Genomic DNA, 25,901 nt, shown 5'->3' with positions numbered 1-25,901 from the left:
CACCACGTCGTGGGACACGACCCGGCCTCGGCGTGTTCGCGCGTGGCTTCGGTCAGTCGTGCGCGCAGGCCCTCGGGCCCGGCATGCCAGGTCCGGTGCCGGAATCCCGCGACCGCCGGAACCGCCGCGTCCTTGCCGGGCCAGAGGGCTTCGAGTGGCTGCGCGATTGCTTCCATGCCGCGCGACAGCGCCGCCAGATAGGGCTGAACGCGCGCCACGTAGCGCTGCCGGAAGACCGTGTGCAGGACGCGTGCGCGTGGCGTCGGGCGTGCCTGCGGGCAGAGGCGGTCGGTATCGACCGCCGCGAGCATCGCCGCGGCAGCTTCCAGTGCCGCGAGACTGACCTGGGCCGATTCGATCCAGGCGCCGCCGTAGGGTCGGCGTTCGAGTCCCTGGTAGGCATCCGAGAACGCCGCCTGCGCCGCATCCATCTCGCCGGCATGCGCCGCGTTGCGCGCACGCACCAGCGTGCGCAGCGATGCCGCCGGATCGGCCTGCTGCACGGCCTCAGGCGTGAGCCCGCGCGCCGACGGGCTCCACCAGCCGGCGAAGGCCCCGGCACCGAAGGTGGCATTCCACGCCTGTGCCTCCAGCGCCGGCCGTTTCTGCGCCACGAGCTCGTCCAGGCGCGCCGCCAGCTCCGGTTCCCGCTTGGCATCGAGGCGCTGCCGGCAGGATTCCAGGCGCCGCAGCACGCGCCCGCCATTGGCGAAGTGGGTGGCGGCGTCCGCGTGCCGGCCGAGGATGCTGTTGCGCTCGGCGATCAGCTCGGCGACGTCGCAGCGCGCCAGCTCGAACAGCTCCAGCACGCCGCCGCGTACCGCCGGCACCGCACGGCGCCGCTCACGGGCGCGCGGGTAGCGCAGGGGTGGCGCGACCACCGCCGCGAGCTCGGGCGCATCGGCATCGATGACGTTCCCCAGCCGCCAGAGATAGTCCGCATACAGCGGGGTCGGTGGCTCGCCGCCGCAACCCGCCACCAGTGCCGCCAGCAGCATTGCCGTCCTGCGCATGCCGCGATGGTAGGTCAGCCGCGCTGCGGTGCGGCGATGGTTGCAGGGCTGTCGCAGGGGCGCGGGGCGACGGCGGAGGGGGCGCCGTGCCCACGAAAAAGGCCCCGGTGCCGCAGCACCGGGGCCTGATCGTCCGGCCGGGGTCGTGCGTCAGCCGGCGTCGGCGCTGCCGCCCTCGCCGTCACCGCCGTTCTCGGCGGCCTTGACCTCGATCAGCTCGACCTCGAAGACCAGGGTCTCGTTGGGGCCGATGCGGTTGCCCGCGCCCTGATCGCCGTAGGCGAGCTCCGGCGGGATGACGAGGCGGGCCTTGCCGCCTTCCTTCATCATCTGCAGCGCCTCGGTCCAGCCCGGAATGACGTTGCCGAGCGGGAAGGTGGCCGGCTCGCCGCGGTCATAGGAGCTGTCGAAGACGGTGCCGTCGATCAGCTCGCCCTTGTAGTGGACGGTGACCGTGTCGCTCTCGGATGGCGTGGCGCCGTCGCCGGCTTCCAGCGACTCGAACTGCAGGCCGGAGTCGGTGACCTCGACGCCTTCGCGCTGCGCGTTCTCCTCGCGGTAGGTCTCGCCCTTGGCGGCAGCCTCCTTGCTCTTCTCGGCCTGCTCCTCGGCGCGCTGCTGCTGGATGCGCTGGGCGACCTCGTTCTTGATCTTCTCGCGCTCGGACTCCTCGATGGCGAGCTCGCTGCCCTCGAAGGCGTCCTTGATGCCGCGCTCGAGCGCCGCCAGGTCGACGTCCTCCTCGACCGCCTGCAGCGAGGAGCCGAGATCGACACCCACCGAGTAGCTGAAGCGTGCCGCTTCGCTCTCCAGCGATGCCGGCTCGCCGTTCGAGGCGCCGGCGCTATCGCCGTTCTGCTGCTGCGGCTGACAGGCAGCGACCATGGCGGCCGCCGCCACGGCGGTGATATGCAGTTTCCACATGATTGATGGATTCCCCGTCGTGTGTGAATGCGTCGCTACGGGCGCGAGGCGCCGACAGCGGTCCGACAGCCTACACGGAATCAATCGCGGCTGTTGCGTCGTTTCCGCGCCCTCGGCGCGCCACCAGCTGCAGGATCGTCTGCTGGATCTCGGGACTCAGGAGCTCGAGCGCCGAACGCGCCAGCGCGTGGATCTCGTGCCCCACCAGGATGCGGTCGTCGGTCTCGCGCCGGATCAGGCCCAGCCGGATGAGCGTGTCGATGTAGCCGCGGAACAGGTTGCGGTCGAAGAACTCCGGCGCCATGCGGCCCGTCAGCACCGCGATGCGCTCCGCCAGGCTGCGGCAGTCCTCCTCGAACTGCTTGCGGGCGATCGCCTCGCTGCCCGCCTCGGCCGCGAGCATCACCACGGTCATGCAGTAGCGCTCCAGCGTTTCGCCCATGACGCGCGACAGCATGCTCAGCGCCGCGAAGGTGCTGCTGGTGACCTCGGGACGCACGAGGTCGTCACCATCGCGTTGCAGGAGGTCCAGGGCGACCATGCGCGAGACGGTTTCGCTCAGGACGGCACGGCGCTGTGCATCCGGCCAGTGCAGGAAGAACTCGGTGCGCAGGAAGGGATACAGCCCCTCGGCGGCGTCGAGGACCAGCGCCTCCGGCATGCGCGAGCGGCTGCGGAACATGCTCGCGATCAGCGACGGCAGCGCGAACAGGTGCTGGATGTTGTTGCGGTAGTAGGTCAGCAGGGTGGCCTGCCGGCCCTCGGCGAGCAGGATGTCGCCCCAGGTGTGCGGGATGCGCGACAGCCGCGCGATGGGGGTGGACCAGTCCAGGATCTCGCCGGCGTCGGTGGCCGGGATGCGCATGTCGGCGGCGTAGGGCTGTGCCTGCAGCAACCGGATCAGCAGGTCGATCTGCTCGCGCAGCTCCGATTCCGCTGCCGCCTTCTGGGGAGCGGCGAGCAGCGCCACCGAGGTGAGCGCCACCGGCGAGGCCACCACCGCGGCATTGATGCGGCTCATGATCTCGTCCGCGAGTGCTGCCACCAGCGCGTTGAAGCCTTCCGGACGGCGCGGCGAAAGCGGCGTGCCGAAGCCCTCCCGCCAGCCGGTGAGCTGCTGGTCGGCGAATTCCTGCAGGCGCACCGGCTCCCCGAACCCGATGTAGGGCTTGCCGAAGGACTTGGTCAGCACCTTGGTGGCCTTGAGCAGCCCCTGGGCGGATTCCTTCTCCTTGGCGGCGCCGCGCAGCTCGCTGGCATAGGTGTTGGCCTCGGGCACGCGGTCGTAGCCCAGATAGATGGGCACCACCGCCACCTTGCGCGTGCGCTGGCGCAGCGCCGACTCGGTGATCATCGCCATCAGTCCGGTCTTGGGCTTGAGCAGTCGGCCGGTGCGCGAGCGCCCGCCCTCCGGATAGAAGCTGATCGAGTAGCCGCGCGCGATGAGCATGTCCACGTAGGCGCGGAACAGCGCCGTGTAGAGGGCGTCGCCCTTGAAGCTGCGCCGGATGTAGAAGGCGCCGCCGCGCCGCAGCAGGCCGCCGATGGGCCAGAAGTTGAGGTTGACGCCGGCGGCGATGTGCGGCGGCACGATGCCGGCCTGGTAGAGCACGTAGGAGATCAGCAGGTAGTCGAGGTGGCTGCGGTGCGAGGCCGTGAACACGATCTCGTGGGTCTGCGCGTACTGCCGCACGCGTTCCAGACCGTGCACGTCGATGCCGCGGAAGATGCGGTGGAACACCGGTGTCATCAGCCGCTCGAGGACCGACAGCGTGGTGGTCGAGTAGTTGGCCGCGATCTCCTCGGCGATGCGCCGGGCGCGCTTGCGCACCTTGCCGGCGCTCTTCTGCGTGGCGGCGATCTCCTCCTCGATGGCGTGACGCACCGGCGGCGTGCGCAGCAGGCCCTCGATGAGCACCGAGCGCCGGATCAGGCTGGGCCCCAGCGTGGCGGTCCGCATGCGCAGGAAGTGGATGTTGAACACGCGTGCGAGCTTGCGCAGCGCCCGGCGCGGTCGGGGCGTCTCGCCCATGAAGCCGCGCAGCGACACCGAGGTCGAGAAGTGCGCGAGCAGGTTGCGGCCGTTGAACAGCGCGATGAGCAGCTTGTGCACGCGGCCGGCGCCGATGCTGTCGGCGAACAGGACGCGGAACAGCGAGGTCTCCTTGTCCGGCTGGCGGCCCCAGAACAGCGATACCGGCACCAGCTGCACGTCGTAGCCGTCGCGCGCCTGGGCCTGCGCGAAGAGGTTCTCGAGCGCGTCGATGTCGCGGCCCGGCTTGAGCAGCGCCGGCAGGTACAGGAAGGTGGCGCGGTCGGCCTCGGGCAGCGCCATGCCGATGCGCTGCGGCACCGGGAGTCCGTGCGCACGGCAGATGCGCTGCAGCGCGAAGACATCCAGCCAGCTGCGCTGCGCCAGCACGTAGCACACCGGTTGCCCGGCGCCGATGCCGAGACCCTCGGGCAGCGATTCCGGTGTGCTGCGATGGCGCAGCGTCCACATCAACGGCCGGCTCAGCAGCCAGCACAGCCAGAACAGCGCGGCTTGCAGCATTCCTCCCCCTATTCCCGGTCGTGGCGCCATGCCGGCGGGCCACGGTCGCCAATGATGCGCGCGTCGTCGCGTGGCTGCAGCGCTATCCTGCCCGCGCATCCGCCACGGAACCCCGCATGACGCAGCGCCACGCTCCGCCGCCACCGGCCGTCGATCCGGCCCGCATCGCCGCCTCGCGCCGCTTCGCGCGCCGCATGGCATGGCTGCTCGACGGCAGCATCCCGCTGCCGCTGGTGGGCTGGCGCATCGGCATCCAGCCGATCATCTCGCTGATACCGGTGGTGGGCGACGCCGCCGGTTTTGTCATGACCCTCGCCATCATCGGCGAAGCCGCCCGCATGCGCGCGCCGCCGCGGCTGCTCGCGCGCATGGCCGGCTATGCCGTGCTCGATCTCTTCGTCGGTCTGGTGCCGGTGGCCGGCGACGCGGTCGATTTCGTGCTGCGCGCCAACACCCGCAACTGCGCGTTGCTGGAGCGCCATCTCGACGATCTCGAGGGCGTGCAGCGCGAGCCGTCGTGGAGGCGCTGGCTGGAGCTGGCGCTGCTGGCCGGCGGGCTGGTGCTGGCGCTGTGGCTGGCCTGGCGCGCCGGTGTCGCCCTGATGGCGCTGCTGTTCGGGTAGCGCGGCGCTACAGGCCGAGCTGCTGCGCCATGGCCGCCGCCTCGGTGCGGCGGTGCACGCCCAGCTTTCCGTAGATCGCCTTGAGGTGGTACTTCACCGTGTTCTGCGAGATGCGGATGTGCTCGGCGATCTCGCCGTTGGAGCGCCCCGCGCACAGCAGGCGCAGCACCGTTCGCTCGCGCTCGGTCAGCGGCTCGGCGAACACCGGTCGCGGCGGCAGCGGCGCGATGTCGCGGCGCGGCGTGCGCCGCTGCTCGGCGTGGTAGCCGCGGCTGACCGCTTCACCGACCTGGTCGAAGTGCTGCAGGAAGAAGAGCGAGACCTTGGAAAGCAGTTCGTCGCGCACACCGTCGTGCTCGTGGCTGAGCGCGACGAGCTGCTCCCAGAACAGCATCGAGCCCACCCGGAAGGCCTGCATGACACTGCCCAGCGGCATGCCGATGCGGCACTTGTAGGCGCCGATCCGCGCCAGCTGCTCCAGCGCCTCGGTCGGCGGCGGACGACGGTCGCGCAGCGACTGGTGCCAGACCCGCGTGCCGAGCAGGCAGTGCTCGTGGATCTCGGCCGCATCATGGCCGTGGGTCCCGTTGCGATACTCCGGAATGCCGTGCCACACCTGATCGAAGACCTGCTCGGCGGTGGTCTCGGCGTCGGCGTGGAGCGGCGCGATCAGGCGCTGCAGCTGGCGCGAGGTGGTGACCGGACGCGCCCCGGCAATGCCCGCTGCAAGCGGGCCGGCAGGCGCGGCCGGTGCGCGCTCGATGCGGAGGCGCGCTTGTGCTGGTAGGCCCATAGGTTGTCTCCCCTGGAAGGCGGCCCCTCGTGGCTCCGGCGCCGGATGGCCCGGCGCATCAACGGTGCATGGCCGGCCACGGAAGGACGCATGCATCATAGCCGCTCCCGTCGTGGTCGGCCCCGGTGGTCGAATGCAGGGAACGCTTGACAGCCGCGGCGCGGCAGCGTGGAATACTGTACAAACGTACAGTCATCCGGTCGCCTCCCCGCCATGCTCACCCGACGTCAGGCCGAGATCCTCGCCTATATCCGCCGCTGCCTCGCCGAGGAAGGGGCGCCGCCGACGCGCGCCGACATCGTGCGCGCCTTCGGCTTCGCCTCGCCCAACGCCGCCGAGACGCACCTGCGCGCGCTGGCACGCAAGGGCGTCATCGAGCTGGTGCCGGGCGCCTCGCGCGGCATCCGCCTGGCCGCCGGGCAGCGCGGGGCCGACGGCCTGCCGCTGATCGGCCGGGTCGCCGCCGGCGCGCCGGTGCTGGCGGTAGCGCACATCGAGCGGCACGTGCCGGTGGCGCCCGGGCTGTTCCGCCCGCAGCCCGACTACCTGCTGCGCGTGCACGGCGAGTCGATGCGCGATGCCGGCATTCTCGACGGCGACATCCTCGCCGTGCGCCGTGCACCGGAGGCGCGCGACGGCCAGATCGTGGTGGCACGCATCGACGACGAGGTCACCGTCAAGCGCTTCCGACGCGAGGGGTACCGCGTCCGTCTCATCGCCGAGAATCCCGACTTCGCCCCCATCGAGATCGATCTGCGCGCGCGCGAGCTCGCCATCGAGGGGCTCGCCGTGGGCGTGCTGCGGCATCTCGGGGAGGGCGCGGCATGAGCGGCAACCCCGATCCGCTGGCACCGCTGCTCGACCGGGCGCAGGTCTGGCGCGGCGGCGCCCGGGCGCGCGTGCGCGCCCAGTCCACCGGCTACCAGGGCCTCGATGCGCTGCTGCCCGGCGGCGGCTGGCCGGTGGGCGCGCTCAGCGAGATCCTGTTCGCGGGCCCCGGCTGCGGCGAGCTGCAGCTGGTCACGCCCTGGCTGGCGCGGCTCACCCGGGCCGGCGGCCGCGCCGCGCTGGTGTGCCCGCCGCTGCTGCCCTACGCGCCGGCGCTGGCGCGGGCCGGCGTGGCGCTGTCGCGGCTGCTGGTCATCACGCCCGAGTCGACCGGGTCGGCGCACTGGGCGACCGAGCAGATGCTGCGCTCGGGCGGCTTCAGCGCCGTGCTGTGCTGGCCGGGACGGCTCGACCAGCAGGATCTGCGCCGCCTGCAGCTCGCCGCCGAGACCGGCGATGCCTGCGGCCTGCTCTATCGCGACCGGCGCGCCGAGGGGCAGAGCTCGCCGGCGGCGCTGCGCCTGCTGCTGGAGGGCGCACCGGACCGTTTCACCGTCACCGTCCACAAGTGTCGCGGCGGTCACGGCGGCATGCGCTGGCGGCACGCCGCCTGAGTCCACGGTGCTCTGGCTGGCACTGGCACCGAAGCGGCTGGCGCTCGATGCGCTGACGCTGGCATCGGCCGACGGCGTCGCGGTCACCGCGCGCCATGGCAGTCGCCGGTGGGTGGTGGCCACGCGCGAGGCCCTGTTCCCGGGGGTCGAGGCCGGCGCCGTGATGGCGGCGCGCCCCGAGCTGCGCCTGATCGACGCCGACCCCCACGCCGAGATCGGGGCCATGCAGGATCTCGCCGCGGTGGCGCACGACCTGGGTGCGCCGGTGCATCTCGAGCGTCTGTCTCCCGATCCCGAGCAGCCTGCCGGCCGCGCTGCGATCTGGGTCGAGGCCGGTCGCAGCCTGCGCGTCTTCGGCGGCATCGACGGCCTGCTTGCGGCGGCGCGTGAACGCCTCGCCGAGCAGCCGCTGGCATGCGGGCTGGCGGTGGCTCCCACCCTCGAGGGCGCGGCGCTGGCGGCGCGTCTCGACAACGGCTGCGTGCTGCAGACCCGGCAGGCGCTGCGCGACTGGCTCGACGGCGTGCCGGTGCAGGCGCTGCCGCTGTCGCCGCGCGCCCGCGACGGGCTGCGCGCCTCCGGCATCCGCCGCTGCGGCGCGCTGCTGGCGCTGCCGGTCGACCAGGTGGCGCGCCGCTTCGGCAGCGAGACCACGGTGCTGCTCGATCGTCTCACCGGCCGCGCGCCCGATCCCCGGCGCGCGCATCGCCTGCCGCTGCGCTTCCGGCGCCGCCTGCGCTTCGACGGCGACATCCATCGCGTCGAAGGGCTCGGCTTCGGCCTGCAGCGCCTGCTCGGCGCCCTCGAGCGCGACCTGCGCGCGCGCGACACCGGTGCGCGCGGGGTCACCATCCTGCTGCACCACGAGGACCATCCCGACACCGTGCTCGATGTGCCGCTGAGCGCGCCGGCACGCGACGCCGGCTACTGGCTCCTGATGGCGCGCGAGCGCATGAGCCGGCTGACGCTGGCCGGTCCGGTCGAGGCCATGACCCTGGCCTGCGACGACTTCGCCCCGCTGGACGCGCCGCAGCTCGACCTCTTCGACACCGGTCGCGCCCAGACCGACGCCTGGCGGCAGACCGTCGAGCGCCTGGTGGCGCGGCTGGGCGTCGACGCCGTCTGGCGCATGGGCGTGGCCGCCGACCATCGTCCCGAGCGTGCCTGGCGGCGTCTGCCCACCGAGGGCGTCGAAGCCTCCGACGCCCTCGACGCCGAGATCCCGGTCGACCGCCCGGTATGGCTCTTCGACCCGCCGCGCCCGCTGGCGCAGCCTCCCGAGCTGATGGATGCCCCCGAGCGCATCGAGACCGGCTGGTGGGACGGCGCCGGCGTCGCCCGCGACTACTTCGCCGCGCGCAGTCCCGACGGCACCCGCATGTGGGTCTTCCAGGACCGCGCCGACCGGCAGTGGTACCTGCACGGACTGTGGGCCTGAGCGGTGGCGCGGCCCCGCGTATTCCGGCATGTCCCCCGCCTACGCCGAGCTGCACTGCCTGAGCGCGTTCTCCTTCCAGCGCGGCGCCGCGCAGCCGGGCGCGCTGGTGGAGCGCGCGCACGCGCTGGGCTACACGGCGCTGGCGCTGACCGACGAGTGCTCGCTGGCCGGGGTGGTGCGCGCCTTCGAGGCCGCCCAGCGGCTCGACATGCGGTTGATCATCGGTTCGGAGATCCGCCTCGTCGACGGCCCGCGCGTGGTGCTGCTGGCGCCCGATCACGCCGGCTACGGTGATCTCTGCCGCCTCATCACGCGCGGTCGCCGGGCCACGGCCAAGGGCAGCTACCGCCTGACGCGCGACGACCTCGCCGCGCACGCCGGCCGCCTGCTGGCCTTGTGGGTGCCGGACGAAGCGCACGCGGGCGATGCCGACGTGCGCTGGCTGAAGGGGCTGTTCGGCGACCGGCTGTGGCTGGCGCTGCATCAGTTCCGCGACGGCCTCGATGCCGGGCGGCGCGCGCGCGTGCAGCGACTGGCGCGCGCGCACGCCCTGCCCATCACGGCCGCCGGCGGCGCCCTCATGGATGTGCGCGGCAAGCGCGCGCTGGCCGATGTCATGACCGCGCTGCGCCTGCGCAAGCCGCTGGCCGGATGCGGCGCGGCGCTGGCCGCCAACGGCGAGGCGCATCTGCGCGCGCGCGACGATCTGGCGACGCTGTTCGAGGCCGACTGGCTGGCCGAGAGCGCGCGGATCGCGGCGTGCTGCGCCTTCCGGCTCTGCGATCTGCGCTACACCTATCCGCACGAGTTGGTGCCCGACGGCATGACCGCCAGCGCGCACCTGCGCGCGCTCACCGAGGCCGGCCTCCGCAAGCACTGGCCGGAGGGCGAGCCGCCCGGGGTGCGCGCGCTGATCGAGCGCGAGCTGGCCATCATCGGCGAGCTGGAGTACGAGCACTTCTTCCTCACCGTGGCCGATCTGGTGCGCTTCGCCCGGGCGCGCAACATCCTCTGCCAGGGGCGCGGCTCGGCCGCCAACTCGGTGGTCTGCTACGCCCTCGGCATCACCGCGGTCGATCCGAGCGAGACCAGCATGCTCTTCGAGCGCTTCGTGTCGAAGGAGCGCGACGAGCCGCCGGACATCGACGTCGACTTCGAGCACCAGCGGCGCGAGGAGGTCATCCAGTACGTCTACGACAAGTACGGCCGCGAGCGCGCCGCGCTGGCGGCCACGGTCATCTGCTACCGGACGAAGAGCGCGCTGCGCGACGCCGGCTTCGCGCTGGGCATCGCCCCCGAGCTGGTCGACCGTCTCGGCAAGGCCATGCACTGGCACGACCGTGCCGAGACCGTGGCCGACCGCCTGCAGGGGCTGGGCGTCGATCCGGCGCGTCCCGACATGGCGCGCTGGCTGGCGGTCACCGAGCAGCTGGTCGATCTGCCGCGGCATCTGTCCCAGCACGTCGGCGGCTTCGTCATCGCCGACCAACCGCTGCACCACCTGGTGCCGGTGGAGAACGCGGCGATGGCCGACCGCACCATCATCCAGTGGGACAAGGACGACCTCGAGGCGCTCGGCCTGCTCAAGGTGGACGTGCTGGCGCTGGGCATGCTCACCGCCATTCGCAAGACGCTGGATCTGGTCGCGCAGCGGCGCGGGCAGCCCTTCGCGCTCACCGATATCCCGAAGGCGGACCCGGCGACCTACGCCATGATCCAGCGCGGCGAGACGGTCGGCGTCTTCCAGATCGAGTCGCGCGCGCAGATGAGCATGCTGCCGCGGCTGCGGCCGGCCAGCTACTACGACCTGGTCATCCAGATCTCCATCGTGCGTCCGGGGCCGATCCAGGGCGGCATGGTGCATCCCTATCTGCGGCGCCGGCAGGGGCTGGAGACGGTCACCTATCCGAGCGCGGCGCTGGAGCGCGTGCTCGGCCGCACGCTCGGCGTGCCGCTGTTCCAGGAGCAGGTCATGCAGATCGCCATCGTCGCGGCCGGCTTCTCGCCCGGCGAGGCCGATCAGGTGCGGCGCTCGATGGCGGCCTGGAAGCGCCACGGCGGGCTCGAGCACTTTCGCGACCGGCTGATGGCCGGCATGCGCGACAACGGCTACGACGAGGCCTTCGCCGAAGCCATCTATCAGCAGATCCTGGGCTTCGGCAGCTACGGCTTTCCGGAATCGCACGCCGCCAGCTTCGCGCTGCTCGCCTACGCCTCCGCCTGGCTCAAGCGCCATCACCCGGCGGCCTTCTTCGCGGCGCTGCTCAACAGCCAGCCGATGGGCTTCTACGGCCCCGCCCAGCTGGTCGCCGAGGCGCGCCGCGGCAGCGTCACCGTCCGACCGGTCGATATCGTCGCCAGCGACTGGGACTGCACGCTGGAGGACGCCGGCGCACAGCCGGCGCTGCGCCTCGGCATGCGGCTGGTCAAGGGGCTGTCCGAGGCCGCGGCGCGTCGCATCGTCACCGCCCGCGCCGGGGGCGCCTTCGTCGATACGGCCGACCTCGTGCACCGCGCCGGTCTCGACGCGCGCGACCGCGAGGCGCTGGCGCGCGCCGACGCGCTGGCCACGATCGCCGGCCACCGCCATCAGGCGCACTGGCAGGCCGCCGGCCTGCAGCGCCTGCCCGGCCTGCTCGCCGGCCACGGCGCTCCGGAAGCGCCGCCGGCGCTACCGCCGCCGGCCGAGGGCGAGGAGATCCTGGGCGACTACAACAACACCGGGCTGAGCCTGCGCCGCCATCCGGTGGCGCTGCTGCGGTCGCGGCTGGACCGCATGGGCGTCTGTCGCGCCGGGCGCGTGGCGCAGCTCGGCGACGGCTGCGCGCTGCGCGTGGCCGGGCTGCTCATCAACCGCCAGCGCCCCGGCACCGCCAGGGGTACGGTCTTCATGACGCTGGAGGACGAGGACGCCAGCTACAACCTCATCGTCTGGGGCGAGACCTTCCGGCGCTTCCGGGCACAGGCGATGGCCGACTTCGTCATCGTGCGCGGCATGCTGCAGCGTGCCGACGGCGTCACCCACATCGTCGTGCATCACATCGAGGACCGGGCCGACTGGCTCGGTGCGCTGAGCGTGCGCTCGCGCGACTTCCACTGAGGCGCGGCGCGCTCAGCGCGCGAAGGCCAGATGCCAGCCGAGCGCGTCGCGGTCGAGCGCGAAGGCGTCGTCGCACAGCCGCTCGTGGCAGAAGCGCGACTCGCGCGCGTCGGCCGGGCGGGTGCGGAAGCCGGTCCGGCGGTTGTCGGTGACGACGGGATACAGGCGCAGCGCCTCCAGGCCTTCGTTGCCCACATCGACATGGGCGACGGCGCTGTAGGGGTGGATGCCGAAGCGCTGGTAGCGCCCCGGCGAGTTGAACACCAGATTGCCCAGCGAATAGCACACCGGCACGCCGTCGATGCACTCGATCTCGGTCAGCACGTGCGTGCCGTGGCCGACGATGAGATCGGCGCCGGCCGCCACCCAGCGCTCGGCCGAGCCCCGCATGCCGTCGGAGCGCAGTTCGTAGTCCGTGCCCCAGTGCGGGAACACGACGATGAAGGCTTCGGGATCGTCCCGCCGCAGTGTCTCGATGCGCTCGACCATGGTGGCCGCGCGGAAGGCGCCGATGCCGAAGTTGCCGGTGGCCGCGAAGTGGTTGTAGCTGCGCGCATAGCGCGAGCGGAACCGCATCCCGCCGACGACGTGCACCCGGCGCCCCGTGTCCGCCGTCAGCGTGAAGGGCTTCTGTGCGCTGTCGCGGTCGCCGGCGCCGAAGAAGCCGATGTTGCCGACGGCCAGATGGTGCATGGTGTCGAGCAGCCCGCGATCGCCGAAATCGCGGGTGTGATTGTTGGCGAGGGACACTGCCTCCACGTGCAGTCGGTGCAGCAGCGCGACCGTGCGCGCGGGATCGTCGCGTCCCAGGAACTTCTTCTTGCCCTCGAGCGGGCTCTGCTCGGCATGGGTGAGCACGGTCTCGAGGTTGACGATGTTGCGCCGCCCGGCCGCGAAGAACGGCGCCACCGGGTCCACGAAGCGTTCCGGCGCGTTTTGCAGGCGCTCCAGCGGCTCGCGCCGCTGCGGCCGTCGGGCCCAGTCCGCCAGGTAGGTGTCGCCGAGGCTGAAGTCGCCCCCGAGGCAGAGCTTCATCTATCCTTCCCCGCTCAGTCGTCGACAACGCGATCACGGCGACGCGCCCGGGCCCCGGCCGGGCGCCGAAAGACACGCAACGGAACGCGAGGCCATGAGGCTCACCGTCATTGTAACCACCTACAACTCGCCGGCCTGGCTGGAGAAGGTGCTGTGGGGCTACAGCGCCCAGGATCACGGCGACTTCGAGATCATCGTCGGCGACGACGGCTCCACCGACGAGACCGGCGCGCTGCTGACGCGCATGCGCGCCGAGACCGGCATGGACATCCGCCACGTCTGGCAGCGCGACGACGGCTTCCGCAAGTGCCGCATCCTCAACAAGGCCATCCTGCACGCGCGCAGCGAGTACCTGGTGTTCACCGACGGCGACTGCATCCCGCGCCGCGACTTCCTCGCCGAGCACGTGCGCCATGCCGCGCCCGGCCACTTCCTGTCGGGCAGCTACTGCAAGCTGCCGATGGCCACCAGCGAGGCCATCACGCGCGACGACATCCTCGCCGGCCGCTGCTTCGACATCGATTGGCTGCGCGCCCACGGCCTGCCGCGCAACCGCAAGAATCTCAAGCTGGCCGCGCCGCCCTCGCGGGCCGGGCTGCTCAACCGCCTGACCACGGCGCGCTGCAACTTCAAGGGGTCCAACGGCTCGGTCTGGCTGGCCGATGCCATGAAGGTGAACGGCTTCGACGAGCGCATGGCCTGGGGCGGGCTCGACCGCGAGTTCGGCGTGCGCCTGCGCAACGCCGGCGTCAAGCCGCGCCACGTCCGCTACAACGCCATCTGCGTGCACCTCGATCACAGTCGCGGCTACCGCGACGAGGCCATGGTGCGCGCCAACAAGCAGTGGCGCGTCGACGTGGCGCGCAGCGGGCGCATCGAGACCGACCGCGGCATCCGGCAGCTGGTCGACGACGGCTACGAGGCCGCCGCCTGATGCCCGCCATCCCATTCCCGACACCGGAGTCCGCCGCATGAGCGCCGAGTCCACCAGCAAGCGCCTCCGCCGCTTCCGCACCGGCGGAGCGGTGCTCTTCCTCGGCAGCATCCCGGTCTTCTGGCTGCTCGGGCCGGCCGCGGCCTATACCCTCGGCGTGCTCGGCGTGGCGGCCTATCTCTACGCGCGCGACCGCGTCACCCGCGAGCAGTACCGCACGCTGCGCGCCCAGCACGAGGCCGCGCTCGACGCGCGCCGGGTCATCGATCACGGCGCCTTCCCGCTGCCGCGCGCCGGCGGCTGGGCGGCTTCCTCGGATCTGCTGGCGCTGCTCGGCGAGCTGACGCTGGCGCGGCGCCCCGCGCATATCGTCGAGCTCGGCAGCGGCCTGTCGACGGTGTTCCTCGCCGAGCTGTTGCGCCGGCACGGCCGGGGCCGCATCACCAGCATCGACCACGAAGCGCACTACGCCGAGCAGACCCGCGAGCGTCTGCGCGCGCGCGGGCTGGATGACCTGGTCACGGTGGTCTGCGCCCCCATCGCCGAGCAGGCCGTCGACGGCCAGCGCTATCCCTGGTACGACGCCGGGGCGCTGGGCGATGTCACCGACATCGACCTGCTGCTGGTGGACGGGCCGCTGGCCTCCTCGGCCAGCCGCAGCCGCTATCCGGCGGTGCCGATCCTGTGGGAGAAGCTGTCGCCGCGCGCCACCATCGTCATGGACGATGCCGACCGCGCCGACGAGCGCGCCATCGTCGCGCAGTGGTCGGCGGCCTATCCGCTCGATGTCGCCTGGCACCGCCTGGAGAAGGGCGCGGCCGTGCTCACGCGGCGCGACTGAGCACGCTCAGCGGCGCAGGGTGCGGCGCACCCACAGCTCGAAGTTGTTCCGCTTCTTGAGCCAGCTCAGCCCTTCCAGCGGATCGTAGGTCCACGGCGGCGGCAGCGCGTCGTCGCGCGTGCGCAGGAACTGCTCGGCGGTGGGCAGCACCTCCGGGTCGCGCCCGCGCAGGGCCGCGATCCCGTCCCCCGTCATCTCGGCGAAGGGAAAGAAGCCGCAGGCGCGGCGCTGCTCGGCAATGCGCAGCGCGCGCGTCTTGCGCTTGCCGCGGTAGGCCGGGCCGTTGGGCAGCCACATCAGGAAGGGCGCGAACAGCGTGCCGAGGCTCTCGAAGTGCGCGGCGGCCTGGCGCTGGTTGGCGGGCTCGCCCTCGAGGAAGCGCCAGTCGTGCGCCTGCAGGCGCGACAGCTGCGTGATGGCGACGTCGGCGTAGTGGATGCCGGCGCCCTGGCGGCGCTCGGCGCGGATGTAGCTGCCCGAATCGGGGTCGAAGCGCAGGCGCTCGGGGTCGCGCCGGCGCGGCCGGCCCTTGTCGAACTGCGGCAGCAGAAAGCCCGCCCGCGGGCGCGCCGCGAAGTACTGCGCGATGGCGGCATGGTCGGTCGGCGTGACCGGCCGCACCACCTGCATGTCGTCCTGCACGAAGCAGACCGTGTCCTCGCCGTCGGCCAGACCGGCCTCGCAGGCGGCCTGCATGTTGGCGTAGAGGCCGCCGAGCTTGTGCCGCGAGTCGTGGCCGCGCACCACCACCTCGTGGTCGCGCGCGAGTGCGTCGAGCACGCGCCGGGTGGCATCGTCGGTGCTGGCGTCGTCGTAGACCGCCACGCGGCAGTCGGGCGCGCAGCGCGCGATCGAGTCCACGCAGTTGGCGAGGAACTCGGCGCGGTTGAAGGAGAAGACGTAGAACTTCACGGTCGCCGGTGGCCGGCGAGGCGCTCGCCCAGCCAGGACTTGGCGCGGCGGATGGCGCCGCGCAGCCGGCTGCTGGCGCGGTCCTCGCGGTAGCGGCCCTTGAAGACGTGGCGGATGCGGTAGACGCCCGGCACATCGATGCCGTTGCCGCCGGTGCCCAGCAGCCAGCGGAAGGCGCGATCCTCGTAGGCCTTGCAGAAGTGGTCGGCCGGCGTCTGGTAGAGGCGCAGGGTCGGACAGTAGCCGCAGGCGCGTGCAACGTCGCCGTGCGTGATCTGCATGGGGCCGGTGGCGCGCTTCAGGGTCTTGACCGCGAACTGGCTGTCGTCGATGTCCACCAGGCGCGGCTCGGCGCCGCGCACCAGCATCGGGTCGTCCTCGGCCAGCAGCGGCGTGATGCGCTCCTCGCGCGGGAAGAGCAGCGCATCCCGGCGGCCCTGCAGCGCCCGCGCCAGCGCGTCGAGACAGCCGGCGCGGAACATCACGTCGCAGTCGGTGAACCAGATCCAGTCGGCATCGGTCTGCTGCGCGGCGAGATTGCGGCCGATGCCGCGGCGGAAGAGCTGCTCCCTGGGCAGCTCGCGCCAGTTCCAGGTCACACCCGGCACGTGCTGATCGGCGAAGTAGGCGAGCAGCGCTTGCGTGCGGGTGTCCTCGGGCGCGTGGAACACGGTCATCGTGACCGCCAGCCGCTCGGGCGGGAACTGCACCAGCGAGCTGAGCTGATAGGCCAGGAAGTGGCTGTAGTTCCAGCAGTGACTGACGATCTCCAGCGTCAGCGGCCCCTCGCGCGCCGCGCGTGCCGCCGGCGGTGGCGGCGGCGCCGCGAACCAGCGCGCGGGCAGCCAGCCGCCGGCCGCGAAGCGCAGGAACCAGCTCTGCAGCTGCTGACGCCAGGCGGTCGGGATCATCGCGGCGCTCCGCACGGGATCGGCGCCGGACGGCATCGGGCAGGGGCGGCGGGGGGCGGGATCAAGCCGGGCACGGATCGCGGGGTGAAGGGGGCGGCCAATGTAGCGCAGCCGTGCGCGTGTCGGGCTGTCCTGCGCGGGTCCACGAGCTCATCGCGGTGCCGGTGCGGCATCGGCGACGGCGTCGCGCAGCGGCGCGGCCAGGGAGCGGACGGCACGCGCGGCGGCGCCGGCATCGTGCTCCGGGTTCAGGCGCGACCATTCCGGGTGCGCTCGCGCGCGCAGGACCGCGCGCCGCACGGCGTCGGAAGGCCAGCCGTCCGCGGTGACCGGCGCCAGTGCCTGCTGACTGGCGTGACCCCGCCGCAGCAGCGCGAGCAGCAGCTGCGTCTGGCGGGTCGCCAGGACGGCCAGCGTGGTGGTGTCCGTGACGATGGTCTGGCGGCCGCGCAGCCGGTCCAGCCAGTCGCGCCCGACGTTCTCGCCCGCGCCCACCAGCGCGCCCACGCCGGCGCCGACGAGTGTGCCGGCACCCAGGCTCAGTCCGCCGGTGAGGGCGTCGACGCCGAAGCCGGCGACGCCGCCCGCGGCTGCCGCCGAGCCGGTGCGGATGCCGAGCACGCGCGCGCTCTCGGGGTCGAAGGGGTCGAGCACCCAGCGGCCCTCGTGCAGCGGCAGATCGGGCGGCCGGTAGGCGCCGAGCTCGAAGGCGAAGGTGTCGAGCAGTCGGTCCACGCAGGCCTGCTCGATGCGGCACAGCTGATCGCGCAGCGCGGCGTGGGCAGCGCCGGTATCGGCCCCGGCTGCCAGACGCCGCCGCGCGCCGGCGGCGTCCACCAGCAGCTGCGCGATGGCGTGGCAGGCATCGTCGATCTGCGCACGGCGCTGCTCGGCGCGGAAGGCGTTCAGGCGCGCGATGCGCGGGCGCTCGGTCTCGATCAGCGCTGCCAGCTTCTCGAACAGGCGCGTCTCGGCGTGCAGGTCGAAGACCACGGTGTCGAATTCCGCCAGCACGTGCAGGCCGCTGCGGGCGAGCTGCGCGCGCCAGCGCTCGGGCTCGGCATCGGCGGCGGCGACGAAGTTGAGCACGGGCAGCAGCGGGCGGCCGCAGTCCGCGAGCAGGCGGAGCTCGGCGCGGTGCTTGGCCAGCACCGGCTCGCGTGCGTCGATGACGTAGAGCGCCGCGTCCACCCGCAGCATCTGGCGGAGCACCTTGGCTTCCTGCTCGAAGCGCCCCGCGTCGTGATCGCCGGCGACGAAGGCCTCGATGCGGCTCACCGGGTCCTCGGCGGGGCTGCCGTCGGGCACCAGGTATCCGGCAAGGTCGACGGCGTCCTCCAGGCCGGGTGTGTCGAAGCAGCGCAGCACCGGCTCGTCCTCCGCGAGCAGCTCGATGGCGGCGACGCCGCGCGTCGTCGCCGGGCGGTCGGACACTTCGCCGAAGCCGCTGTCGCGCGCCAGCGTGCGCAGCAGCGAGGTCTTGCCGGTGTTGGTGTGACCGACCACCGCCACCTGCATGGGGTCGCGCCGACTCACGCGTCGCCGCCTTCGGCCGGCGGCCAGACACCCAGGGTCAGTCCGGCGTGCTCGGCCAGGCGCTGCCAGTCGGCGTGCCGCGCCGGCGGCACGGGGCCGGCCAGCAGCAGCACCGCGGGAGCGCCGGCCGCGTCGCGCAGCGCTTCCACCGCGTGCCGGTTGCCGCGGTCGGGCGTGGCGGCACCGCGCACGATGATGGCGAGGCCGCGCACCGTGTCGCGCTGCAGCTCGGCCAGCGCGCGCTCGCGGCTGTCGCGGTCGTCCACCGCGCCCAGCCAGATCCAGTCGGGCGGGAGGGGGTCAGCCGGACACTCCGTCTCCAGCGCCAGCGCGTGCAGGGCACCGGCGGGCAGCGCGACGCCGGCCGGCGCGGCCGCGACCGTCTCCGGTGCGGGCGGGGCATCGACCACGCGGGCCGTGCCGTGGTCGGGCAGCAGCCGGCTGCGCAGGCGCGCGTAGCCGGGCTGGTGCAGATCGTCGCTGCTCGCGCGCAGCGCCCGTCGCGCCAGCGCCAGCGTGACCAGCAGCGCCAGGGCCCGGGGCAGCACGCCGTAGACCATCACCGCCGCCAGCAGCCAGGCCGCCCAGGCCTCGCGCGCACCGTCGGGCATCGGTGGCCGCAGCGGCAGCGACTCGGCGCCCGCGAAGCCGAGCAGCGCCGGCACCGCCGAGAGCGCGTGCGCCCAGGCTGCCAGGGTTTCCGCGTCGAGCAGCGTGGTCTCCCAGCTCAGCGCATAGCTGCGCACGCTGAGCAGGATCAGCAGGGCGGCGCCGGTGCCGAGCGTATAGCCGAGCCAGGCGGCGTGGGCCACGCTCGCCGCGATCCAGCGGCCGCCGCGACCCAGCAGCAGCAGTCGCAGCGCGTCGCCCGCCGGTGTGGCGCGGTCGTCGAAGTGACGCGCGATCAGCGCCGACAGCGCGCTCGTCGCGCCGCCTCCGCGCAGCATCGGCAGCAGCGCCAGCCACAGCAGCAGCGTCGCGAGACTGGGGCCGACCACCACCAGCAGCGCGAGCGGCAGGCTGACCGGATCGGCGCTGCCGAGGGCACCGCCGGCAGCGAGGATGCCGGCAATGCCGAAGGCTGCCACCAGCGCGCCGGTGGCGGCCATCAGCACGATGCGCGCGCGTCGCAGCCCGGCGCGCAGCGGGCCGCAGTCGGGCAGGCGTCGCGCGCGGTGCGCGATGCGCGCCTGCAGCGGCCCTCCGGCTGCACGCGCCGCGGCGTCGGCCTCCATCGAATCGGCAGGATGGCCGGCGCATTCCTCGCGCCACCGAACCAGTTCCATCAGCAGGCGGTCGGAAACGGGGATGCGGGGACGCCGGGCGAGCATGCCGCGACTATACAAAAGCGACGGCGCGATGCCGTTCCACGGCGCCCGGACGTTTTGCCGGCCGGTAATGCCGCTGCCACCGATGTTTCGGTAGTCTGCCGACAGAGGCGTGCCGGTCCGGTAGCGCGGTCCGGCCAACAAGCGATGGATCCACGAACCGGAGGCGTGCCATGCCCGCTCTCAAGATCAACGGCGAGACGCACGACGTCGCGGTCGATTCCGACACCCCGCTGCTGTGGGTGCTGCGCGACGAGCTCGGTCTCACCGGCACCAAGTACGGCTGCGGCATCGCGCAGTGCGGTGCGTGCACCGTGCACGTCGGCGGCCAGCCGATGCGCTCCTGCTCGGCCCCGTTCAGCATCGCGCAGAACCAGGAAGTCACCACCATCGAGGGCCTGTCCTCGAAGACCGCGAAGGCGGTGCAGGCGGCCTGGGTGGCGCTCGACGTCGTGCAGTGCGGCTACTGCCAGTCGGGGCAGATCATGTCCGCGGTGGCGCTGCTGGAAGGCAACCCGGCACCCAGCGACGACGATATCGACAACGCCATGGCCGGCAACATCTGCCGCTGCGCGACCTATCAGCGCATCCGCGCCGCCATCCATCGCGCCGCCGAGCAGCTCGCGGCCTGAGGAGGACGCCATGCACTTCTCCGACCCCGCCCGCATCGTCGCCGCAGAGCCTGCCGCCGCGCTCGGGCGCCGCGACTTCCTCAAGGGCACGGCCGCCGCCGGCCTCGTGCTCGGCCTGCATCTCGCGCCCGCCGGCCGCGCGCATGCCGCCGATACCGCCGACACCGCGGGCGAGGCCTTCGCACCCAACGCCTTCGTGCGCGTGTCGCCCGACAACACCGTGACCCTGGTCATCAAGCACCACGAGATGGGACAGGGCGTGACCACGGGCCTGAGCACCATCCTCGCCGAGGAGCTCGACGCCGATCTCACCGCGGTCCGCGCCGAGTACGCGCCGGCAGATGCCGAACGCTACGGCAATCTCGTCATGGGCGGCATGCAGGGCACCGGCGGGTCCACCGCCATCGCCAATTCCTGGATGCAGATGCGCAGAGCCGGCGCCACCGCCCGCGCCATGCTGGTGGCGGCCGCTGCCGAGCGCTGGGACGTCCCGGCGTCGGGCATCGTTGTCAGCAAGGGAGTCGTCAGCGCCGGCGAGCGCTCGGCCACGTTCGGCGAGCTCGCCGAGGCGGCGGCGCAGCAGGCCGTACCCGGGGAGGTCGCGCTCAAGGATCCGTCGCGCTTCGTCTACATCGGCAAGCGCGACGTGCACCGCCTCGACTCGAAGGGCAAGACCGACGGCACGGCCACCTACGGCATCGACGTGCAGCTGCCGGGCCTGCTCACCGCGGTCATCGCGCGGCCGCCGGCCTTCGGCGCCACGCTCAGGTCCTTCGATGCAGCCGAAGCGAAGAAGGTGAACGGCGTCGAGGCCGTGCTCGAGATTCCCGAGGGCGTCGCGGTGGTCGCGACCGGCATGTGGCCGGCGATCAAGGGGCGCAAGGCCCTGGAGATCGAGTGGGATCTCTCGACGGCCGGGCCGGCCTCGAGCGAGGCACTGTACGAGCAGTACGAGAAGCTGGCCGATGCGCCCGGAACCGCGGTCACCAGCTCGCAGGATACCGAGCCGGGACTGGCGGGTGCGGCGACCACGATCGAGGCCGGCTTCCGCTTCCCGTACCTCGCGCACGCGGCGATGGAGCCCATGAACGGCGTCGCGTGGCTGCGCGACGGCCGGCTCGAGACCTGGGCCGGGCACCAGTTCCCGTCCATCGATCATCCCTATGCGGCAGAGGCGGCCGGGCTCGATGTCTCGAAGGTCGAGCTGAACACGCTGATCTCCGGCGGCAGCTTCGGGCGCCGCGCCAACGGCTGGGCCGATTTCACGGTCGAGGCCGTGCACGTGGCGCGCGCGCTCAAGGAACAGCACGACCGCGAGGATCCGGTGCGCGTGCAGTGGACCCGCGAGGACGACACGCAGGCCGGTCTCTACCGGCCGCTCTACGTGCACCGTGCCCGCATCGGGCTCGACGCGGACGGCAACATCGCCGGCTGGCGGCACACCGTCGTCGGGCAGTCGATCATGGCCGCCACCGAGGCGATGGCCGGCATGATCCACAACGGCGTCGACGAGTCCTCGGTCGAGGGCGTGTCGCCGACCCCCTACGCCATCCCGGCTTTCTCGGTGGCACTGCACTCGCCCGAGCAGCCGGTGCGGCCGCTGTGGTGGCGCTCGGTGGGTCACACCCACACCGCCTATGCCATGGAAACCCTGATGGACGAGCTCGCCGAGGCCGCCGGCAGGGATCCGGTCGAATTCCGGCTGGCGCTGCTCGGGGACGCGCCGCGCGTGGCCGGTGTGCTGAAGCTGGCCGCCGACAAGGGTGGCTGGAGCGAACCAGCACCCGAGGGCCGCGCGCGCGGCATCGCCGTGCACAAGAGCTTCAGCAGCTACGTCGCCGAGGTGGCCGAGGTCAGCATGGTCGACGGCATGCCGAAGGTGCACCGCGTGACGGTTGCCGTGGACTGCGGGGTGCCGATCAATCCCGACCAGATCGCCGCGCAGATGGAGGGAGGCGTCGGCTTCGCGCTGGCCGCTGCTCTCTACGGCGAGATCGGCATCGAGGATGGCAAGGCGCAGCAGGCCAACTTCGACCGCTACCAGGTCCTGCGCATGTCCGAAATGCCGCAGGTGGACGTGCACATCGTGCCGTCGCAGGAAGCGCCCACCGGCGTCGGCGAACCGGGCGTGCCACCGCTGGCGCCGGCGGTGGCCAATGCGGTCCATCGCCTTACCGGCAAGCGGGTGCGCCGGCTGCCCTTCGCGCGCGCCGGGCTCGGGTCCGCCTGATGCCGGATTCGGCCACCAGCGGCGATCCGCCCGCGCTCACCGACTGGCCGGACTGGCCCGAGTACGGGCTGGTCGACGACCTGCTGCCGGTGCTGGAGCGCTGGTCGGCGGCGGGGCGACGCTTCGCGCTCGCGACGCTGGTGGAGATCGCGGGCGCATCGCCGCGGCCGCTGGGGGCCGAGATGGCCATCGACGAGCGCGGCGAGTGCGCCGGCTACGTCTCCGGCGGCTGCGTCGAGGCCGAGGTCGCGCGCGAAGCGCTGGGCGTGCTCGCGGATGGCGAACCCCGCCTGCTCGACTACGGCGCCGGCAGCCCGGCGCTGGACATCCAGCTCACCTGCGGCGGCCGCATCGGCATTCTGGTGCGAACGCTCGACGATGCCGCCGGCCACGTCGCGGCCCGGCGTGCCGCGCGCGACGCCCGCCGCGTGCACAGCGAGCGCCTGACGTGGGACATCGGCGGGCGCGCCGGCGTCTTCGACCAGCACTATCCGCCGCCCACGCGGCTGGTGGTGGCCGGGGGCGATCCGGTGACCCTGGCGCTGGCGCGGATGGGCACCGCGCAGGGGTTCGATGTCGTGCTGCTGCGTCCGCGCGGTCCCGAGCGTCCGCCGGCCGGCATCCCGCTGGCCGGCTATGACCGGCGCCCCGTCGAGACCGCCCTCGCCGGGCTCGCGCTGGACCCCTGGTGCGCGGTCTACACGCTGACCCACGACATCGATATCGACCACGCCGTGCTGCTGCACGCGCTGCGCTCGCCGGCCTTCTGCGTGGGCGCGCTGGGCAGTCGCAGCAAGGCGGCGGTGCGCGTCGAGCGCCTGCGCGCGGACGGGATCGACGAGGCGCGATTGTCGCGCCTGCACACCCCGGCCGGCCTGCCCATCGGCGGCAGGAGCCCGCAGCAGATCGCGCTCTCCATCGTCGCGCAGGTGGCGGCCGAGGGTGAAGCCGCGCACGCCGTGCCCGCGACCCCAGCGTGACGCGCGTCGCCGCCGTCGTGCTGGCGGGAGGCCGCGGGCGGCGCTTCCGCGGCGACAAGCTGCGCGCCGCCTTCCGCGGCCGGCCGCTGGTGCTCTGGGCGCTGGATGCTGCGGCGCGCTCGCGGGCCGCGCCGGTCATCGTGGTGACCGGGCATCGCGCAGGACCGCTGCGGCGCTGCATCCGCGCGCGCTGGCGGCACCCGGTCCGCATGGCGCACAACCGGCACCATGCCGCCGGCATGGCGAGCTCGCTGCGGCGCGGGCTGGCGGCCGTGCCGGCGGACTGCGCCGGTGCGGTGATCGTGCCGGCCGACATGCCCGGTCTGCGCGCGCGCGACATCGATGCGCTGATCGCCGCCTTCCGGCCCGGTGACGAAGCGGTGGTGCCGGTCGCCGGTGGCCGGCGCGCCAACCCGGTGCTGATCGCGCGCGCGCAGTTTCCGGCGCTGCAGCGGATGACCGGCGATCGCGGTGGTCGGGGCGTGCTGGCCGCCGCGGCCGGCGTGCGCGAGATCCCCGGACGCGCGGCGACGTTGCACGATGTCGACACGCCGGCCCAGCGCCGGCGACTCGCACGCCGCCGCTAGCGCACGGTCGCGCGGCGCGCTGCATGATGGGCGGCGTTCCCCATCGTGCGCAGGGCTCCCCCATGCAGTACTGGCTCTATCTCGCGCTGGCCATCGTCAGCGAGGTGGTCGCGACCTCGGCGCTGCGCGCCACCGACGGTTTCACGCGCCTGTGGCCGTCGCTGATCGTGGTGGTCGGTTACGGCGCCTCGTTCTACTTCCTGTCGCTGACGCTGCGCGTCATCCCGGTGGGCGTGGCCTACGCCATCTGGTGCGGCGCCGGCATGGCCCTGATCGCGCTGATCGGCTGGCTGGTGCTCGGCCAGAAGCTCGACACGGCGGCGCTGGTCGGCATCGGTTTCATCACGGTCGGGGTGGCGGTGATCTACCGCTACTCGACCACGGTGGCGCACTGAGCATGACCGCAGCGCTGGAGGCCCTGCTCGGGCGTACGCGAGCCTGCACCCTGTGCCGTGAGCGGTTGCCGCACGAGCCGCGCCCGGTCCTGCAGGCGGGAAGCGGGGCGCGCATCCTGGTCGCCGGGCAGGCGCCCGGCCGGCGCGTGCATGCCAGCAGGCGCCCCTTCGACGATCCCAGCGGCGATCGTCTGCGCGCCTGGATGGGGGTCGACCGCGCCACCTTCTGGGACGCGCGACGCGTGGCGATTCTGCCCATGGGGTTCTGCTTCCCGGGCAGCGGCGCATCCGGCGACCTGCCGCCGCGTCCCGAATGCGCCCCGGCGTGGCGCACGCCGCTGCTCGCGCTTCTGCCGGACATTTCGCTGACCCTGGTCATCGGGCGCTACGCGCAGGACTGGCATCTCGATACCGTCGGCGCATCGGTCACCGACACCGTGCGTGATTGGCGGCGCCGCTGGCCGGCGGTGGTGCCGCTGCCGCATCCCAGTCCGCGCAACAACCGCTGGCTGCGCACCAATCCGTGGTTCGAGAGCGAGGTGCTACCCCGATTGCGACAGCGGATCGCGGCGCTGCTGGCAGAGCCCGGCGTCGCTGCGTGAGCGCGCTGCCGGTCAGTGCGCGGATGCCGGGCGCGACGGTCGCCACTGCACGAGGACGACGCCCAGCGCGGTGACCGCCAGCGCCACCCAGTCGGTAGCGATGACCGCGTCGCCGAAGGCCAGCCACGCCATCACCATGGTGACCGGCGGTCCGAAGTAGAACAGGCTGGCGACGCGGGTCGCGTCGGCCAGCGCGAGCAGCCGCCACATCAGCGCGTAGGCGCCCAGCGACACCGCGAAGGTGACCCAGCCGAGCGCGGCGATGAAGGGCGGGGTCCACTGCGTCGCGAAATCCTCCATCCACCACGCCGGCAGCATCAGGGCCAGCGCGGAGCCGCCGCACTGGTAGAGCAGGAGCGTGGCCATGGGCAGAGCCTGTCCCGAGTGCGCGCGCAGCCGCTGCGCCAGACTGGCAATGGTGATGGCCACCACCGACCCGAAGGGCAGCAGATAGCCCCACACCGGCGCGTCGCCGCCCGCCTGGATGCGTGCCACCACCGCGATCGCCACCCCGCAGAAGCCGGCGGTGAGGCCGGTCCACTGCAGCGGACTGGTGCCCTCCCCGGTGACGGCGCCGGACAACGCGCCGGTGAGCAACGGCTGCAGCGCGACCACCAGCGCGACGATGCCGGCCGGTACCTCCACCGCAATCGCACCGAGCGCGCAGCCCAGCCACACCGCGTGCGCCAGTATCCCGGTCCAGGTCGCGTGCAGTGCCTCGACGCGACCCGGCCAGAGCGGGCGCACGAACAGCGCCACCCACGCCAGCAGCACCGCGGTCAGCGCGAGATAGCGCCAGAACAGGAGGGTCAGCGGCCCCGCATACGGCAGGCCGTACTCGGCACCGATGAACCCCGAGTTCCAGAGCAGGACGAAGGCGCCGGACAGGATGGCGTAGCGGGCGGCGGGCTTCATGGGGCGCGAGGATAGCCGCTGTGGCGGGTCGCGGGGGTGCGTGTCCAGACCGGCCCCGGCGCGGGGAGGGCGCACGGCGGTGCCGCGGTGCGCGATAATCCGGCTTCTTCGAGCGACCCGAGAACGGCGCGCGGCGGCCTGCAGCTCTGGCGCAGGCTGCGGAGCCATGCCGCGGG

Annotated in this window: 23 protein-coding genes; 13 read left to right on the top strand and 10 right to left on the bottom strand. The window is 72.9% G+C overall.

The genetic code is table 11. From position 1 onward, the window contains the following. The 3 genes from KAH28_RS14545 to plsB all read right to left on the bottom strand — a co-directional run. A partial coding sequence (locus tag KAH28_RS14545; RefSeq protein WP_290577799.1) for a DUF3080 family protein occupies positions 1–1,013 on the bottom strand: 1,013 nt, incomplete at its 3' end. A 150-nt stretch (positions 1,014–1,163) separates the two neighbouring features. Next, entirely contained in the window at positions 1,164–1,937 is a 774-nt protein-coding gene (locus tag KAH28_RS14540) for an FKBP-type peptidyl-prolyl cis-trans isomerase (RefSeq protein WP_290577797.1), read from the bottom strand. 70 nt (positions 1,938–2,007) lie between these two features. Further along, a complete protein-coding gene (gene plsB, locus KAH28_RS14535) occupies positions 2,008–4,491 on the bottom strand; it encodes a glycerol-3-phosphate 1-O-acyltransferase PlsB (RefSeq protein WP_290577795.1) in 2,484 nt (827 codons plus the stop codon). Positions 4,492–4,607: 116 nt separating this feature from the next. Between plsB and KAH28_RS14530 the strand changes: the two genes are divergently transcribed. After that, positions 4,608–5,114, top strand: a complete 507-nt coding sequence (locus KAH28_RS14530) for a DUF4112 domain-containing protein (RefSeq protein WP_290577793.1) — start codon at positions 4,608–4,610, stop codon at positions 5,112–5,114. A 7-nt stretch (positions 5,115–5,121) separates the two neighbouring features. Here the strand turns inward: KAH28_RS14530 and KAH28_RS14525 are convergent, their stop codons facing one another. Then, positions 5,122–5,907, bottom strand: coding sequence for a response regulator transcription factor (locus tag KAH28_RS14525; protein ID WP_290577791.1), 786 nt, complete (start codon positions 5,905–5,907; stop codon positions 5,122–5,124). A 213-nt stretch (positions 5,908–6,120) separates the two neighbouring features. On the opposite strand from KAH28_RS14525, the gene lexA reads away from it, so the two are divergent. The 4 genes from lexA to KAH28_RS14505 are packed head-to-tail and all read left to right on the top strand — an operon-like array spanning position 6,121 to position 11,887. After that, positions 6,121–6,735: a transcriptional repressor LexA gene (gene lexA, locus KAH28_RS14520; protein WP_290577789.1), complete on the top strand. Its 615-nt coding sequence runs from the start codon at positions 6,121–6,123 to the stop codon at positions 6,733–6,735. Then, positions 6,732–7,349, top strand: coding sequence for a translesion DNA synthesis-associated protein ImuA (imuA, locus tag KAH28_RS14515; RefSeq protein WP_290577787.1), 618 nt, complete (start codon positions 6,732–6,734; stop codon positions 7,347–7,349). Before lexA ends, imuA begins: the two co-directional genes overlap by 4 nt. Before the next feature lie 7 nt (positions 7,350–7,356). Continuing rightward, positions 7,357–8,787 (top strand): DNA polymerase Y family protein, encoded by a 1,431-nt coding sequence (locus KAH28_RS14510; RefSeq protein ID WP_290577785.1) that lies wholly within the window; start codon positions 7,357–7,359, stop codon positions 8,785–8,787. Between the two features lie 28 nt (positions 8,788–8,815). Continuing rightward, positions 8,816–11,887: an error-prone DNA polymerase gene (locus KAH28_RS14505; RefSeq protein ID WP_290577783.1), complete on the top strand. Its 3,072-nt coding sequence runs from the start codon at positions 8,816–8,818 to the stop codon at positions 11,885–11,887. A gap of 12 nt (positions 11,888–11,899) precedes the next feature. On the opposite strand, the gene KAH28_RS14500 is transcribed toward KAH28_RS14505, so the two are convergent. Beyond that, positions 11,900–12,922, bottom strand: a complete 1,023-nt coding sequence (locus KAH28_RS14500; protein ID WP_290577781.1) for a CapA family protein — start codon at positions 12,920–12,922, stop codon at positions 11,900–11,902. Positions 12,923–13,016: 94 nt separating this feature from the next. Between KAH28_RS14500 and KAH28_RS14495 the strand changes: the two genes are divergently transcribed. Both KAH28_RS14495 and KAH28_RS14490 read left to right on the top strand, forming a co-directional pair. Continuing rightward, positions 13,017–13,856 carry a glycosyltransferase family 2 protein gene (locus tag KAH28_RS14495; RefSeq protein WP_290577779.1) on the top strand — a complete coding sequence of 280 codons (840 nt, stop codon included), beginning with the start codon at positions 13,017–13,019 and terminating at the stop codon, positions 13,854–13,856. Positions 13,857–13,893: 37 nt separating this feature from the next. Next, a complete protein-coding gene (locus KAH28_RS14490; RefSeq protein ID WP_290577777.1) occupies positions 13,894–14,697 on the top strand; it encodes a class I SAM-dependent methyltransferase in 804 nt (267 codons plus the stop codon). Between the two features lie 6 nt (positions 14,698–14,703). Here KAH28_RS14490 and KAH28_RS14485 read toward each other — a convergent pair whose 3' ends face one another. The 4 genes from KAH28_RS14485 to KAH28_RS14470 form a co-directional block, all read right to left on the bottom strand. Next, positions 14,704–15,609 carry a glycosyltransferase family A protein gene (locus KAH28_RS14485; protein ID WP_290577775.1) on the bottom strand — a complete coding sequence of 302 codons (906 nt, stop codon included), beginning with the start codon at positions 15,607–15,609 and terminating at the stop codon, positions 14,704–14,706. After that, positions 15,606–16,520, bottom strand: coding sequence for a glycosyltransferase family A protein (locus KAH28_RS14480; protein WP_290577773.1), 915 nt, complete (start codon positions 16,518–16,520; stop codon positions 15,606–15,608). Before KAH28_RS14480 ends, KAH28_RS14485 begins: the two co-directional genes overlap by 4 nt. A gap of 150 nt (positions 16,521–16,670) precedes the next feature. Further along, positions 16,671–18,056, bottom strand: a complete 1,386-nt coding sequence (locus KAH28_RS14475) for a GTPase/DUF3482 domain-containing protein (protein ID WP_290577771.1) — start codon at positions 18,054–18,056, stop codon at positions 16,671–16,673. Beyond that, the gene (locus tag KAH28_RS14470) at positions 18,053–19,342 is read right to left on the bottom strand and encodes a DUF2868 domain-containing protein (RefSeq protein ID WP_290577770.1); all 1,290 of its coding nucleotides are present in this window, start codon (positions 19,340–19,342) and stop codon (positions 18,053–18,055) included. The genes KAH28_RS14475 and KAH28_RS14470 overlap by 4 nt, the downstream gene beginning before the upstream one ends. 215 nt (positions 19,343–19,557) lie before the next feature. On the opposite strand from KAH28_RS14470, the gene KAH28_RS14465 reads away from it, so the two are divergent. From KAH28_RS14465 to KAH28_RS14440, 6 genes are all read left to right on the top strand, one after another. Beyond that, complete coding sequence (locus KAH28_RS14465; RefSeq protein ID WP_290577768.1) at positions 19,558–20,016, top strand: (2Fe-2S)-binding protein; 459 nt, start codon at positions 19,558–19,560, stop codon at positions 20,014–20,016. Positions 20,017–20,026: 10 nt separating this feature from the next. Further along, positions 20,027–22,246: a xanthine dehydrogenase family protein molybdopterin-binding subunit gene (locus KAH28_RS14460; RefSeq protein WP_290577766.1), complete on the top strand. Its 2,220-nt coding sequence runs from the start codon at positions 20,027–20,029 to the stop codon at positions 22,244–22,246. Then, the gene (locus tag KAH28_RS14455; RefSeq protein WP_290577764.1) at positions 22,246–23,226 is read left to right on the top strand and encodes an XdhC family protein; all 981 of its coding nucleotides are present in this window, start codon (positions 22,246–22,248) and stop codon (positions 23,224–23,226) included. Before KAH28_RS14460 ends, KAH28_RS14455 begins: the two co-directional genes overlap by 1 nt. Further along, a complete protein-coding gene (locus KAH28_RS14450) occupies positions 23,223–23,813 on the top strand; it encodes a nucleotidyltransferase family protein (RefSeq protein WP_290577762.1) in 591 nt (196 codons plus the stop codon). The genes KAH28_RS14455 and KAH28_RS14450 overlap by 4 nt, the downstream gene beginning before the upstream one ends. 62 nt (positions 23,814–23,875) lie before the next feature. Beyond that, a complete protein-coding gene (locus tag KAH28_RS14445; protein WP_290577761.1) occupies positions 23,876–24,208 on the top strand; it encodes a multidrug efflux SMR transporter in 333 nt (110 codons plus the stop codon). Between the two features lie 2 nt (positions 24,209–24,210). Continuing rightward, positions 24,211–24,810 (top strand): uracil-DNA glycosylase family protein, encoded by a 600-nt coding sequence (locus KAH28_RS14440; protein ID WP_290577760.1) that lies wholly within the window; start codon positions 24,211–24,213, stop codon positions 24,808–24,810. Positions 24,811–24,822: 12 nt separating this feature from the next. Here the strand turns inward: KAH28_RS14440 and KAH28_RS14435 are convergent, their stop codons facing one another. After that, positions 24,823–25,725 (bottom strand): DMT family transporter, encoded by a 903-nt coding sequence (locus tag KAH28_RS14435; protein ID WP_290577759.1) that lies wholly within the window; start codon positions 25,723–25,725, stop codon positions 24,823–24,825. Positions 25,726–25,901 lie beyond the last annotated feature (176 nt).

It is taken from the genome of Algiphilus sp. (assembly GCF_023145115.1).
Taxonomy (GTDB): Bacteria; Pseudomonadota; Gammaproteobacteria; order Nevskiales; family Nevskiaceae; genus Algiphilus.
This window is presented reverse-complemented; position numbering and strand designations above follow the sequence as displayed.